Origin of the sequence: Microbacterium sp. ProA8 (assembly GCF_039905635.1) — a bacterium.
In the GTDB taxonomy this organism is placed as follows: domain Bacteria; phylum Actinomycetota; class Actinomycetes; order Actinomycetales; family Microbacteriaceae; genus Microbacterium; species Microbacterium chionoecetis.
Genome location: NZ_CP157000.1, coordinates 3168844 through 3181752 on the forward strand (window position 1 = coordinate 3168844; position 12909 = coordinate 3181752).

Genomic DNA, 12909 nt, shown 5'->3' on the forward strand with positions numbered 1-12909 from the left:
GTAACGAAAATGTCCACAGCACGCACGCGCCTGACCGCGGCGCTCGCAGGGACCGCCATCGCGGCGCTCGCGCTCGCAGGCTGCGCCTCGAGCGACCCGCTGAACGACGACAGCACCGACACGGGCGACACCGGCGACTCGTCGGCCATCGTCATCGGCTCGCAGGCCTACTACTCGAACGAGATCATCGCCGAGATCTACGCGCAGGCCCTCGAGGCCGACGGCTTCGAGGTCGAGCGCAACTTCAACATCGGCCAGCGGGACGCCTACATGCCGGCCCTCGAGGACGGCGAGATCGACCTGTTCCCCGAGTACACCGGCAACCTGCTGCAGTACTTCGAGCCCGACACCACGGCGACGACCTCCGAGGACGTCTACGCCGCGCTGCAGGAGGCCCTTCCCGAAGGCCTGACCGTGCTCGACCAGTCCTCGGCGACCGACCAGGACTCGTACAACGTCACGGCCGCCTTCGCCGAGGAGAACGGACTGACCTCGATCGCCGACCTCGCCGGGATCGATGGGCTGGTGCTCGGGGGCGCGCCCGAACTGGAAGAGCGCCCGTACGGGCCGACCGGGCTCCAGGAGCTCTACGGCGTGACGGTGTCGTTCCAGGCCACCGCCGACACCACCGTCGACGAACTGGTCGCGGGCAACATCCAGATCGCGAACGTCTACAGCGCCGACCCGCGGATCGAGACGGAAGACCTCGTGACGCTGGAAGACCCCGAGGGACTCTTCCTCGCGTCGAACGTCGTCCCGGTCGTCAACGCCGAGATCGCCGACGACATCGCGGACGTCATCAACGCCGTGAGCGCAGCGCTGACCCCCGAGGGTCTCGTCGCACTCAACGTCGAATCCACGGAGGAGCAGCGCTCGCCCGAGGACATCGCGGCGGACTGGCTCGCCGACAACGGCCTCAACTGACCGGACGCCCGACAGCTCGGCGCCCCTCGTGGATCCCTCCGGATCCGCGAGGGGCGCCGTGCTTTCACCCGCGCGTCGGCCGATCCGCCTGGGCGCCGTCGCCGGCGTAGGGCAGACTCGGAAGCCCGAGAAGAGGAGCCGCATGTCCGATCCCCGCCCCCCGCAGCCATCGGGTGAGCAGTCATCGGGCGAGCAGCCATCCGGCGAGCGGCCGCCGAGTGACGCGGCGCCAACGGGTCCCACCGCGGACGGCGCGTCGCCACGCCCGTATACGTCACCCTCCGCGGATGCTCCGCAGTACGCGATGCCCGCCTACGCCGTCCCGCCGCAGCAGACCACGCCGGCACCCGGCGACGCTCGCTCCGCCCCGTCGCCTGGTGCTCCGCCGCTCGCACATGCGTACGCCACGCCCGCGTATGCCGATCCCGGCGCCGCTGCTCGACCCGGTACGTACGCGTACCCCACCGCCTACGCTGCGCCTCCCGCCGCTTACGCGGCTGCCGGCGCCGCAGCGGCCGCCGCCGCTCTGCCGCCCTACGCTCGCGCTGCGTCCGCCCCACCCCCGTCCTATCCGGGCGCGCCCGCCTTCGGCACGGCACCGGTGAATGGATCGCTCCCGCCCGCAGGCACCGACACCAGGCCGAAGGGGCTCGCGATCGTCGCGCTGTCCCTCGCGGGCGCAGGTGTGCTCCTGATGCTCGTCGCAGCAGTCCTGGGCTCGGCGGGAGTCGGCTGGCTGTCTCCGCTGCTGCTGTTCGTCGCCTTCGTGCTCTCACTGATCGCGCTGATCAGCCGCAGGCAGGGCGGCAAGGGCTTCGGAGTCGGCGCGCTGCTGCTCTCCATCCTCGGCGGGCTCCTCGCCCTCGTCGTCGCCGTCGCCTGGGTCTTCGGCGCGTTCACCGGCGCCTCCAGCGGTGGCGACGACGGCTACGACACGTACACCGAGGAGGAGTACTCGCTCCCCGGGATCGCCGCGCCGGGCACGGACGGGCAGCCCGATCCGGGCGCGCAGTTCGCCCCGCCGGTGCAGGCGACGGTGACCGAGACGGCGTTCGGACGCGGGTACGACGATGTCTGGTGGTACGCGGTGATCGTCGACAACCCCAACGCGGATTACGTGTTCGACGCGTATGCGGAGGTCCACGCCTACGCGGAGGACGGGTCGATGCTCGGATCAGCGCCGGCATACACGATGCTGCTCTCCGGCAAGACCGCCCTCGTGGGCTACTTCTTCGATCTGAGCGACGCCGAGATCGCGCGCATCGACGCCGACCTGCCCGAAGCCTCGCAAGCGACGCTCTCGCCCGGCACGGAGACCGGGTCGTTCGGCGTGGAGGTCGACACCATCCCGGCCGACGCGGACGGTCCCGTCGCCGTGACCGGAACAGCGAGCGCGCACTTCGCCGAGGATCAGGAGTTCGTCGCCGTCACGGCGCTGGTGCGGGCGGCCGACGGAACCATCGCCGCGGCCACCAGCACCTACCTGGACGCGGTCCCCGGCGACGGCACGCCCGTGGCCTTCGAGGCCTGGTTCGAGGACCTTCCCCCTGGTGCGACGGTGGAGGCCCTCGCCCACCGATGACCCTCCCCAGCCATGACGCCGTACCCTGTCGTCATGGACATGGGCGAGATCATGCTGTGGGGCTTCGGCACGCTGGCCGCCCTGCTGCCCGTGTACTTCCTCTGGTTCGCGTTCGACACCCACCGCAGGCGGAAGCGGGGCGAGGTGCCCGCGCATTCATCCGGCGGACTGCTCGGCATCGACGAGTTCTTCCATCCGAGCGCCGAGAACGCCCGGGCGGTGTGGGAGGCCGAGCAGATCACCCCCGCCCCGGCTCCGACGCCCGGAGACGGCCCGGGCGTCATCGACGGCAACCGCATCGTGATCGAGACGGGCCTGCGCAAGAACGGCTAGAGCTGCTGCCCCGACTCAGCGCCGGCGGGCGCGGCGAACGGCGGCGGCGATGATGCGCCAGCCGACGAGGGCCGCGAGCAGCGTCAGGGCGGCGACGACGATGAACGCGATCGCGGTTCCCTGACCGGATGCCGCGCGCAGCAGCATCCCACCGGCCACGGTGACCGCCCACACGCCGAGACCGGTCCGCACCGGCGCCGCCGGTGCGCGCCACGCCCGCGTGACGAGCCAGCCCGCCGCGAGGCCGGCGAGGAAGGGCCATGTCGTCTGTCCGAGGCCCGTCCACACGTCGGAGTCGTGGCTCGCACGGCCGACCGCGGCGAAGGCGATCACGAGCACGACGTCGAGGCCGAGCGCGACCGCCACCGCACGCCGGGAGGGCCGCTCGGTCGCACGCGCGGTCGGGGCGGCGGCCCTCATGCGCGCACCGCCGGCCGGGGGGCGAGGCCCGGCGTGAGCGCTTCTCGCTCGTCGAAGACGAAGCAGTCCCCGCTCCAGTGGTCGCCGCCGACCTGCTCGAAATAGCCGAGAATCCCGCCGTCCAGCTGGTAGGCGTCCACGCCGGACTCGCGCAGGTAGATCGCCGCCTTCTCGCAGCGGATGCCGCCCGTGCAGTAGCTCACGACGGTCTTGCCCTCGAGGTCCGCCGCGGCGGCGGCTGCGGCATCCGGAAACTGGGTGAACCGCTCGAGGCGCCAGTCCAGTGCGCCGTCGAACGAGCCGTAGTCCACCTCGAAGGCGTTCCGCGTGTCGAGCAGCACGACCTCGCGGCCCTCGTCGTCACGGCCCTGGTCGAGCCAGCGGCGCAGCGTCGCGGGCGCGACCGATGGCGCACGGCCCGATTCGGGGCGGATGGTGGGGTGGTCCATGCGGATGATCTCGCGCTTCACCTTGACGAGCATCCGGCCGAAGGGCTGCGTCTCGGACCAGCTCTCCTTCGTCCTCAGCGCCGCGAACCGCGGGTCCGCACGCAGCGCGTCGACGAAGTGGCGCACCGCATTCGCATCCCCTGCGAGGAAGAGGTTGACGCCCTCCTCGGCGAGCAGGATGGTGCCCTTGAGCCCGGCTGCCACCGCGCGGTCTCGCAGCACCGGCTTCAGCTCGGCGGCGTCGACGATGCGGGTGAACAGATACGCCGAGACGTTGAGAACGGATGCCACTCCTCCAGCCTACGGACGCCGCGGTGTGAGGGCGCCCACCGCCGAGAGCCACCGACGGATGCGCAGCGCCGCAGACCACGCGCGGTGGCCACACGCGGTTCGGTGCGGGGCGCCGAGGCCGCGGCGCGCGGCGGTCGCGGCATCCGTCCGACGCATCCGCTCGCCGGGTCCCGGTAGTCCCTCGGCCGCGGGAGGTCAAGACCCTGGCCACTGCGCCCGCGTGCACCGCAGGGTGGGAAGGTACCTCGGCGACGCTGTGCGCCCGAACCCCTGGAGGAGTCCATGACCGACCCCACGATCCCCGAACCGCTGCCGGGTCAGACGCCGCCGGGCGAGATGCCTCCGGGTGCGCCGCCGGACCAGCCGGCACCCGATCAGCCGACCCCCGATCAGCCTGGGCCTGACCACCCGGCGGAGCCGCCCGCGCCGTGGCCGGAGGAGCCGCTCGCGCCGCACCCGGCTGAGCCGTCGTTCCCGCAGACACCGGAGACGCCGTTCCCGTAGCCGCACTGCGCCGGGTTGCGCCCACCTCTGCCGGAGCAGCCCCGTTCACTTGCGCTGAACGTACGGGTTCAGGTGCCAGGGGCGTACATACAGCGCAAGCGAAACGATTCACCCGTCGTCAAGGAGCAGGCGTTGTGGTGCGCTCGGCGAGCAGTTCCTCGGCCAGCTCCCACATGCGGGCACCGTCCGCCTCGTCGGAGAGCCGGGGATACGGCCGCTGCGGCGCGGCGCGACCGCCGAAGTGGAAAAGCCCCGAAGGACCGAAGAAGGCCGGCGGTTCCTCCCCGGGAGCGGTCGCCGCGAGCAGCGCGCACTGCGCGGCCTGCGCCGGAGTTCCCCCGAGTCGCTCGCTGAGTGCCCGGCCGACGCCGTTGCCCCCGCGCGCCCGCATCGCCGGAGCGATCGCGGTGCCGGGCACGACGCCCGGATGGCTGAACCCGACCGACACGCCCGCCCCGCTGGCGCGCGAGCGCCGCGCCAGTTCGTATCCGAACAGCCCGAGTGCCACCTTCGAGCCGCCGTACGCCCGCAACGGGCGGTAGCGACGCTCGCTCTGGAGGTCGTCCCATCGCACCCTCGAGACGCCGGCCGCGAGGCTGAGCTGCACGGCGACCCGCGCGCGCCGCTCCTGCAGCAGGGGCAGCAGCGCCGTCGTGAGCGCGAAGTGCCCGAGGAAGTTCGTCTGGAAGTGCAGTTCGAACCCGTCGACACTCACGTGGCGCTCGGGATCCCCGAGCAGCACGATGCCCGCGTTGAGCACGAGGATGTCGAGCGGCACGCGCTCGGCGCCCAGCGCGTCGGCGAGCGCGCGGACCGTCTCCAGGCGCGCCAGGTCGAGGTCGCGCAGCGTCAGCCGCGCGTCGGGAACCGTCGTGCGGATGCTCTCGATCGCGCGTTCGCCCTTCGCGCGGTTGCGCACGGGCAGCACCAGCTCGGCGCCCGCGGCAGCGAGGCCACGCGCGATCTCGACGCCGACGCCGTCGCTCGCGCCGGTGATCAGCGCGGTGCGCCCGCGCAGGTCGGGCATCGCCACCGGCGCTGGGAGCGTGCGAGACATGGGGCTCTCCGTTCGGCTGTCCGTCTGGAGGAGGCCGGGCGGATGCCTGTGATACCCGGCGACGCCGCGCTCACTCCCCTATCGTGGCGCCGTCCACGCGTCGATGCCACCGTGCCGGGAGCCTGCGCTCCGAAGCCGAACGCCACCCGCCGTCAGGGGCGCGTGGCCGCGTGTGCTGCGCTCACGCCTCGCTCAGCGCGTCCGGCACGGTGAGCGGCGGCACGCCGGCCTCCACCGCGCGCCCGGCCTCGAAGAGGAGATCCTCTCCGAAAGAGCGGCCGATGAGCTGCACGCCGGTCGGCATCCCGTCCGCTCCGGGTCCGGTCGGGAGCGCCAGAGCGGGCAGCCCGAGGAAGTTCGCGGCGACCGTCAGCCACAGGTCGCGCCAGGCGCGGTCAGCGGGTTCCTGCCCGCCGAGGTCGTGGTCGGGCTCGCGCATGCGCGACGTCGACACCGGTCCGAGAAGCAGCGGAGTCTCCCGCTGCAGGCGGCGCCAGTCGGCGGCGATCGCGGCCCGCCGCGCCCATGCCTCGGCGTACTCGCGCGCGGTCTCGTAGGGGCGGGCGGCCGCCGTGCTGTCGTGCAGGAACGAGGTCGCCGAGCGTCCGAGCGGCTGCCCCAGCGCGGCGGGATCGAGCGAGATCAGCATGTCGGTGCACGACAGCCGGCGCCAGAGCACGGCGGCCTCCTCGAGGTGCGGAGCCTCGATGTCGACGACCTCCCAGCCGGCGTGGGCGAGGGATGCCGCGGCACGGTCGATCCCCGCAGCAACCTCGGGATCCACTGCGTTTCCGCCGGGATCGCGCACCACGCCGACCCGGCGGGGCAGGTGGGGCGATGGCGGCGGCGCGGCCACGGACATCGGGTCGTCGGCATCCCACCCTTGCAGCACGCCGAGAGCGAGGGCGGCGTCGTCGACGGTGCGCGCGAGGGGGCCGTTCACCGAGAACTGCTGGAGCGTGAGTGCGACCGACTGCCCGCGGACGGCCGCACGCGGCACCCGGCCCCGCGAAGGGCGCAGGCCGACGACGCCGGCTGCGTAGGCGGGAAGACGCAGCGAGCCGCCGAAGTCGTTGCCGAGCCCGAGCGCGCACATGCCCGTCGCAACGGCGACGGCGTCGCCGCCGCTGGATCCGCCGGCGCTGCGGTCGCGGTTCCACGGGTTGACGGTGCGCCCGAACAGATCGTTGTCGGTGTCCCACCGCATGCCGAAGTCGGGCATGTTGCCGCGGCCGACGGGCACCGCCCCGGACTCACGCAGCCGCCGCACGATCGTGGCGTCGCGCTCCGGGACGGCGTCGGCGAGCCCACGCCAGCCATTCGTCGTCGCCGACCAGGTCAGGTCGATGTTCTCCTTCACCGAGAACGGCACTCCCGCCAGCGGGCCGGGGTCGTCGCCGGCGGCGAGAGCGGCGTCGACGTCAGCGGCGGCCGCGCGGGCACGATCGGCGAAGACGACGCTCAGCGCGTTCACTTCCGGATTGAGACGGGCGATGCGCTCGAGGTGGCTTTCGACGACGTCGAGGGCGGATGCTTCGCCGGCGCGCACGGCGGCGGCGATCTCTCCGGCGGAGGCGGGCACGGGGTGGGGCGAGGTCATGGCGATCCCATCCCACCATGCAGCGAGGCCGGGCCGCGACTAGCACGCGTCGGCCGGGAGGGCAAGCCCCGCGCGTACCGGCCCCCGCCTGGTTAGCTTCTAGGCATCCGCAGAGCCGAGCGGGTCCATCGACGAGGGTTTGCCGCGGCGGGCCAGCACGGTCCCCCACGGCGTGAGCCTCATGAACGGAGCGACAGTGGCGACGACCACCGCGAAGAAGAGCACCTCGCAGAGCGCGGCGAGCAAGAGCAGCGCGAGCGGCACGGCCAAGAGCAGGCGCCGTACGGCGCGCGGCGGAGTGGGCGCGGCGCTCACCCCCGAGCAGAACGCCGAGCGCGGATTCACGGCGTCCGAGACGCTCAGTGAGAACCTGCAGAAGGTGCTCGTCGACCTCATCGAGCTCTCGCTTCAGGGCAAGCAGGCCCACTGGAACGTGGTGGGCCGCAACTTCCGCGACACCCACCTGCAGCTCGACGAGATCATCGAAGCGGCCCGGGAGTTCGCCGACACCGTCGCCGAGCGGATGCGCTCGCTGCACGCCCTTCCCGACGGCCGCAGCGATGTCGTCGCACAGACCACCACCCTGCCGGAGTTCCCGCAGGGTGAGATCGCGACCGAGGAGGTCGTCGATCTCATGACGGAACGACTGGACGACGTGGCCGCCACGTGCCGTGACGTCCACGATGCCGTCGACGAAGAAGACCCCACGAGTGCAGACATCCTCCACGCCGTCCTCGAGCGTGTTGAGCAGCTTTCGTGGATGGTGAGCGCGGAGAATCGCACCCCCAGGCGATGATCCCAGGCGCCCCGACGCTGCCCGCCTCCTCCCCCAAGGACCGGCGGGCAGCGCCATGTCATGCGACATGCGTGAGGTGGGCGGGCCGCGCGCCGCTAGAGTCGTGCCCATGGCATCAGGCAAGCAGCAGCAGCAGCCGGAACCCGAACTGCACGGCGGGGTCCTCGCGGGCAACGGCAGTCCCGTCCTGTGGGGCTGGCTCATCGGACTCGTCGTCTTCGCCTTCGTGGCGGTGCCGATCTCGATCGCGGTGCGCTTCGCCACCCACCCCGCGACGCAGCAGCTCTTCGGCGGGCGCCTCGAGGAGGCCAGCAGCGCCGGCTACTCGACGTTCTGGTGGATCATCGCGGTCTTCCTCTTCGCGGTGCCTGTCCTGATCGGGTGGGGCGTCGCCAAGCTGTCGGGCCGGACGCTGGGCATCATCGTCGCGATCCTGGCCGTGTTCTTCATCGCGATCCTGATCTTCGGCCAGCTCTTCTGATCCGTCCCGCACCCGCGCGACCCGATCGACGGCAGGCTCCCGCGATAATGGGTGCATGACGGCCGGGTACAGCGCGATCTCGAGCTACTCCCGTGTCGAGATCATGCACCTGCTCCAGGAGCGTCCGCACCGGGCGATCGCGGAGCTGGTCGAGGCGACGGGCCTTCACGCCAACACCGTGCGCGAGCACGTGCAGCGCCTCATCGACGCCGGCTACGTGATCGCCGAGACCGAGCGGCGCACCACGCGGGGGCGTCCGCGCGTGCTCTACTCGGCGGCGACCGGCGCGGGCCAGGCATCCAGCCCGGTGGCGATCCGCCGCGCCGAAGCCGCGGCGCGACGCGGAGACCTCCTGCGCCGCGTGTACGGATCGGACACGGATGCCGAGCTCGGCGCCGACGCCCTCCACCAGCTCGACGCGCTCGTGGAAGACCTGAACGAGGCCGGTTTCGACCCCGCCGTTGACGAACGCGGGCTCACCGTGGATCTGACGCCGTGCCCGCATGCGCCCGCGGCCGATCATCGCGGGGTCCTGTGCGGCGTGCACGTGGGCCTCATGGACAGCGTGCTGGCGCAGGCCGGCGGGCCGCTGCGGGTCGAGGGCATCGCCGCCTCGTGCGATCCGACCCAGTGCGTCGTGCAGCTCACCACGCGCGCCTGAGCCGGGTCTGAGCGCGGCCCGAGCGGGTCAGAGCTCGGAGGGCGCCGGGACGCGCACCCGCTCGGGGTGCGAGTACACGTTCATCGACGTTCCGCGCACGAACCCCGCGAGCGTGAGTCCCGAGGAGGCGGCGAGTTCGACCGCGAGCGACGACGGGGCAGAGACCGCGGAGAGGATCGGGATGCCGGCCATCACGGCCTTCTGCACGAGCTCGAAGCTCGCCCGGCCCGACACCTGCAGCACCGTTCCGGTCAGCGGCAGCCGGTCTTCGAGCACCGCCCAGCCGATCACCTTGTCGACGGCGTTGTGGCGGCCGACGTCCTCGCGGAGCACCAGCAACTCGCCCGACGCGGCGTCGAACAGCGCCGCGGCGTGCAGGCCGCCGGTCTTCTCGAACACCGCCTGCCCGGCCCGCAGCGCGTCGGGAAGAGTCGTGATCACGGCCGCGTCGACGGCTGCGGCATCCGTCGCCACGTCATAGCGCGACTGCTTCTCGATCGCCTCGATCGACGCCGTGCCGCACACGCCGCACGAGCTGGTCGTGTAGAAGTTGCGGGCGATGTCGGTGACCAGCGACTCGAGCCCCGGCGCGAGTGCGATGTCGAGCACGTTGTACGTGTTCTCGGTCGACGCCGGAGTGCCGACCGCCGCCGGACCGATGGTCAGCAGCGGGGTGGCCGCGGCCGGACCGGTGCCCGGTCCGCCGCAGTGGATGGCCGAGCGGAGGTCTCCGCGCGCGGCGATGACGCCCTCCGACACGAGGAACCCCGCGGCGAGCTCGAGGTCGTGCCCGGGGGTGCGCATGGTGACCGTCAGCGCCTCGCCGAGGATGCGGATCTCGAGCGGCTCCTCGACGACGAGGGTGTCCGCACGGCGGCGCACGGCGACGTCGCCGTCGTTCAGCGAGATGCGGGTGACCGGCGTGCGCGTGGTGAGGCGGCCCATGTCAGCCGCCGATGGCGTTCATCCCACGGGCCGGCTGCAGGAACGACGGATCGTTGATCGCGTGACCGGGCAGCTTGCCGCGGACGCAGGAGCGCAGCATCCCGTCGATGCCGGCGTCGACCGACGCTTCGACAGGCTCGGCGACCGATCCGGCCACCGGTCCCTGAGCTTGTCGAAGGATCGGCAGCACGTCGTACTCGGTGGTCGAGAACAGGCAGTTGCGCAGCTGGCCGTCGGCCGTCAGCCGCAGGCGGTCGCAGTCGCCGCAGAACGGCGCGGTGACCGACGCGATGACGCCCACCGAGTGCGGCCCGCCGTCGAGCGTCCACCGCGCGGCCGGGGCGCCGCCGCGACCCGGCACCGGGGCGAGCGTCCACCGTTCGGCGAGCGCGGCGAGGATCTCGTCCTGCGTCACCATGCGCGAGCGGTCCCAGGTGTGACCGGCGTCCAGGGGCATCTGCTCGATGAACCGCATCTGCGCGTCGTGGGCGATCGCGAACTCCACGAGCTCGACGAGCTCGTCGTCGTTGACGTCGCGCATCGCCACCGCGTTCAGTTTCAGCGGCCGGAGAGCGGATGCCGCAGCCGCCGCGATCCCCTCCAGCACATCGTCGAGCCGGTCACGCCGCGTCAGTTCATGGAAGCGGTCGCGCTGCAGCGTGTCGATCGAGATGTTCAGCCGGTGCAGCCCGGCATCGATCAGGCCGGGGAGGAGTTCGGGGAGGCGGATGCCGTTGGTCGTCATCGCGATCTGCACCGGGGCGCCCGTGGGGCCGGTGATCGCGGCGAGGCGACGGACCACCTCGACGATGTCGGCGCGCAGCAGCGGCTCGCCGCCCGTGAGCCGGAAAGTGGTGATGCCGTCGGCCGCGGCGACGCGCGCGATGCGCTCGATCTCGTCCAGCGTCAGGATGCTGGTGCGGGCGAGCCACTCGTTGCCCTGTTCGGGCATGCAGTACGTGCAGCGCAGCGAACAGCGGTCGGTGAGCGAGATGCGCAGATCGCGGTGCACGCGTCCGTGCGTGTCGACGAGCGGCGCGCCGACACCCGTGGGGGCGTCGGCCGGTGCATCGCCGGCGGCGAACACATCCCTGCCGACGCGTTCCGCGGGAACAGCTGTGCCCCCCGCCGCCGGAGACAGCAGGGACCGTCGCCCGATCGTGACCGGGATCGCGGTCACGCGGGCGCCTCCGTTCGCTGTTCCCGGCGCGCCATGATTCGAGGGTAGTCGCGCCGCACCATGCGCGGCTCCGGTGCAGCCCGTTTATTCACGGCGGGGAACGCTCGTCACGGGCGTCGATTGCTGGGAACCTGTGGGAGGAGACGGCTTCCGGGAGCCCTCGCCCTGTGGTCTGACCACATGTTACTGTGGTCAGACCACACGGAATCCCGTAGCGATCGGAGAACGCATCGTGGATCTGCTGGACCCTCTGCTGCTGGCGCGCTGGCAGTTCGGCCTCACGACGCTGTACCACTTCCTCTTCGTGCCGCTCACCCTCGGCATGGCGCTGACGGTCGCGATCTTCCAGACGGCCTGGTTCCGCACCGGCAACCTGAAATGGCTCCACCTCACCCGGTTCTTCGGCAAGATCTTCCTGATCAACTTCGCGATGGGCGTCGTCACCGGCATCGTGCAGGAGTTCCAGTTCGGCATGAACTGGTCGTCGTACTCACGATTCGTCGGCGACGTCTTCGGAGCGCCGCTCGCCTTCGAGGGCCTGATGGCGTTCTTCTTCGAGGCGACCTTCATCGGGCTGTGGATCTTCGGGTGGGACAAACTGCCCAAGGCGCTCCACCTCGCGAGCATCTGGATCGCCACGATCGGCGCCTGGTTCTCGGCGTACTTCATCCTCGCGGCCAACGCCTTCATGCAGAACCCGGTCGGCTTCAAGATGGCCGAGGACGGCTCGCGCGCCGAGATGACCGACTTCCTCGCGGTGCTGACCAATCCGGTCGCGCTGGCCGCCCTGCCGCACACCCTCTTCGCCGCCTTCATGATGACCGCGGGCGTCATCGTGTCGATCTCGGCCTGGCATCTGCTGCGCAGGCAGAACGTCGACATGATGCGGTCGTCGCTGAAGTTCGGCCTCTGGGGGCTGATCGCCGCGTTCGCGGGCGTCGCGCTCTCAGGCGACCAGCTGAGCCTGGTCATGGTGGCGACCCAGCCCATGAAGATGGCGGCCGCCGAGGCGACCTTCAACACCGTGTGCGGCGCGGATGCCTCGTTCTCGATCTTCACGCTCGGCACACCCGACGGCACGAGCGAGCTGTTCTCGATCCGCGTCCCCTACCTTCTCGCACTGCTGTCGACGCACTCGCTGGACGGCTGCGTCGAGGGCATCAACGACCTCAACATGCAGTACACGACCGAGCTGTTCCCGCAGTTCGCCGACCAGGTCGACGGCAACTTCGCGCCGATCCTCTGGGTCACCTACTGGGCGTTCCGCTGGATGATCGGCCTGGGCGGCGTGGCCGCGCTCGTCGCGGTGGCGGGCCTCTGGCTCACGCGCAAGAACGCCAAGCGCGAGGTCCCCGCGTGGGCCTGGCGGCTGGCGATCTGGGCGTGGCCGGCGTCCCTCCTGGCGATCCTCGTCGGCTGGGTCTTCACAGAGATGGGCCGCCAGCCGTGGATCGTGTTCAGCCTGATGCTGACCGAAGACGGGGTCTCCCCCTCGGTGCCGGGATGGACCGTGCTCATCTCGCTGACCGCGTTCACCGTCATCTACGCCGCACTGGCGGTCGTCGAGTTCGGGCTCATCGTGAAGACCTCTCAGAAGGGCCCCGATCCTCTGCCCGGCCCGGATGACCCCGACCCGCGGGAACTCGCGGTCGAAGACACCCCGACGACGGTCTACTAGGAGCCCAG

General features: G+C 71.5%; 14 protein-coding genes. 8 read left to right on the forward strand and 6 right to left on the reverse strand.

The features are described from left to right. Positions 1-9 precede the first annotated feature (9 nt). The 3 genes from ABG085_RS14285 (at position 10) to ABG085_RS14295 (ending at position 2839) form a co-directional block, all read left to right on the forward strand. On the forward strand, positions 10-924 hold the full coding sequence (locus ABG085_RS14285; protein ID WP_347976385.1) for an ABC transporter substrate-binding protein: 915 nt from the start codon (positions 10-12) through the stop codon (positions 922-924). A gap of 304 nt (positions 925-1228) precedes the next feature. Next, the gene (locus ABG085_RS14290) at positions 1229-2506 is read left to right on the forward strand and encodes a hypothetical protein (protein ID WP_347976386.1); all 1278 of its coding nucleotides are present in this window, start codon (positions 1229-1231) and stop codon (positions 2504-2506) included. Between the two features lie 12 nt (positions 2507-2518). Then, a complete protein-coding gene (locus ABG085_RS14295) occupies positions 2519-2839 on the forward strand; it encodes a hypothetical protein (protein WP_347976387.1) in 321 nt (106 codons plus the stop codon). A 15-nt stretch (positions 2840-2854) separates the two neighbouring features. Here ABG085_RS14295 and ABG085_RS14300 read toward each other — a convergent pair whose 3' ends face one another. Both ABG085_RS14300 and ABG085_RS14305 read right to left on the reverse strand, forming a co-directional pair. Then, positions 2855-3259 carry a DUF3054 domain-containing protein gene (locus tag ABG085_RS14300; protein ID WP_347976388.1) on the reverse strand — a complete coding sequence of 135 codons (405 nt, stop codon included), beginning with the start codon at positions 3257-3259 and terminating at the stop codon, positions 2855-2857. Beyond that, positions 3256-3999, reverse strand: coding sequence for a sulfurtransferase (locus ABG085_RS14305; protein ID WP_347976389.1), 744 nt, complete (start codon positions 3997-3999; stop codon positions 3256-3258). Before ABG085_RS14305 ends, ABG085_RS14300 begins: the two co-directional genes overlap by 4 nt. Before the next feature lie 282 nt (positions 4000-4281). Between ABG085_RS14305 and ABG085_RS14310 the strand changes: the two genes are divergently transcribed. Next, the gene (locus ABG085_RS14310) at positions 4282-4503 is read left to right on the forward strand and encodes a hypothetical protein (protein WP_347976390.1); all 222 of its coding nucleotides are present in this window, start codon (positions 4282-4284) and stop codon (positions 4501-4503) included. A 118-nt stretch (positions 4504-4621) separates the two neighbouring features. Here the strand turns inward: ABG085_RS14310 and ABG085_RS14315 are convergent, their stop codons facing one another. Next, positions 4622-5560, reverse strand: a complete 939-nt coding sequence (locus ABG085_RS14315) for an SDR family oxidoreductase (RefSeq protein ID WP_347976391.1) — start codon at positions 5558-5560, stop codon at positions 4622-4624. Positions 5561-5741: 181 nt separating this feature from the next. Beyond that, on the reverse strand, positions 5742-7160 hold the full coding sequence (locus tag ABG085_RS14320; protein ID WP_347976392.1) for an amidase: 1419 nt from the start codon (positions 7158-7160) through the stop codon (positions 5742-5744). 181 nt (positions 7161-7341) lie between these two features. Here ABG085_RS14320 and ABG085_RS14325 point away from each other — a divergent pair, with 181 nt between their 5' ends. The 3 genes from ABG085_RS14325 to ABG085_RS14335 all read left to right on the forward strand — a co-directional run bounded on the left by ABG085_RS14325 (position 7342) and on the right by ABG085_RS14335 (position 9098). Continuing rightward, positions 7342-7956 carry a DNA starvation/stationary phase protection protein gene (locus ABG085_RS14325; RefSeq protein ID WP_347979209.1) on the forward strand — a complete coding sequence of 205 codons (615 nt, stop codon included), beginning with the start codon at positions 7342-7344 and terminating at the stop codon, positions 7954-7956. A 109-nt stretch (positions 7957-8065) separates the two neighbouring features. After that, positions 8066-8437, forward strand: coding sequence for a hypothetical protein (locus tag ABG085_RS14330; RefSeq protein WP_347976393.1), 372 nt, complete (start codon positions 8066-8068; stop codon positions 8435-8437). Positions 8438-8492: 55 nt separating this feature from the next. After that, positions 8493-9098: an ArsR family transcriptional regulator gene (locus ABG085_RS14335; RefSeq protein ID WP_347976394.1), complete on the forward strand. Its 606-nt coding sequence runs from the start codon at positions 8493-8495 to the stop codon at positions 9096-9098. A 27-nt stretch (positions 9099-9125) separates the two neighbouring features. Here ABG085_RS14335 and fdhD read toward each other — a convergent pair whose 3' ends face one another. Then, positions 9126-10043, reverse strand: coding sequence for a formate dehydrogenase accessory sulfurtransferase FdhD (fdhD, locus tag ABG085_RS14340; RefSeq protein WP_347976395.1), 918 nt, complete (start codon positions 10041-10043; stop codon positions 9126-9128). Between the two features lies 1 nt (position 10044). Beyond that, positions 10045-11223 (reverse strand): GTP 3',8-cyclase MoaA, encoded by a 1179-nt coding sequence (gene moaA, locus ABG085_RS14345; protein WP_347976396.1) that lies wholly within the window; start codon positions 11221-11223, stop codon positions 10045-10047. A 232-nt stretch (positions 11224-11455) separates the two neighbouring features. On the opposite strand from moaA, the gene ABG085_RS14350 reads away from it, so the two are divergent. After that, positions 11456-12901, forward strand: coding sequence for a cytochrome ubiquinol oxidase subunit I (locus ABG085_RS14350; protein WP_347976397.1), 1446 nt, complete (start codon positions 11456-11458; stop codon positions 12899-12901). Positions 12902-12909: the final 8 nt, after the last annotated feature.

Bases quoted from the DNA above. Each gene is read 5' to 3' on its own strand.
- ABG085_RS14285 (WP_347976385.1), top strand. From the start codon at position 10: ATGTCCACAGCACGCACGCGCCTGACCGCGGCGCTCGCAGGGACCGCC.
- ABG085_RS14290 (WP_347976386.1), top strand. From the start codon at position 1,229: ATGCCCGCCTACGCCGTCCCGCCGCAGCAGACCACGCCGGCACCCGGC.
- ABG085_RS14295 (WP_347976387.1), top strand. From the start codon at position 2,519: ATGACGCCGTACCCTGTCGTCATGGACATGGGCGAGATCATGCTGTGG.
- ABG085_RS14300 (WP_347976388.1), bottom strand. From the start codon at position 3,259: ATGAGGGCCGCCGCCCCGACCGCGCGTGCGACCGAGCGGCCCTCCCGG.
- ABG085_RS14310 (WP_347976390.1), top strand. From the start codon at position 4,282: ATGACCGACCCCACGATCCCCGAACCGCTGCCGGGTCAGACGCCGCCG.
- ABG085_RS14315 (WP_347976391.1), bottom strand. From the start codon at position 5,560: ATGTCTCGCACGCTCCCAGCGCCGGTGGCGATGCCCGACCTGCGCGGG.
- ABG085_RS14320 (WP_347976392.1), bottom strand. From the start codon at position 7,160: ATGACCTCGCCCCACCCCGTGCCCGCCTCCGCCGGAGAGATCGCCGCC.
- ABG085_RS14325 (WP_347979209.1), top strand. From the start codon at position 7,342: ATGAACGGAGCGACAGTGGCGACGACCACCGCGAAGAAGAGCACCTCG.
- ABG085_RS14330 (WP_347976393.1), top strand. From the start codon at position 8,066: ATGGCATCAGGCAAGCAGCAGCAGCAGCCGGAACCCGAACTGCACGGC.
- ABG085_RS14335 (WP_347976394.1), top strand. From the start codon at position 8,493: ATGACGGCCGGGTACAGCGCGATCTCGAGCTACTCCCGTGTCGAGATC.
- fdhD (WP_347976395.1), bottom strand. From the start codon at position 10,043: ATGGGCCGCCTCACCACGCGCACGCCGGTCACCCGCATCTCGCTGAAC.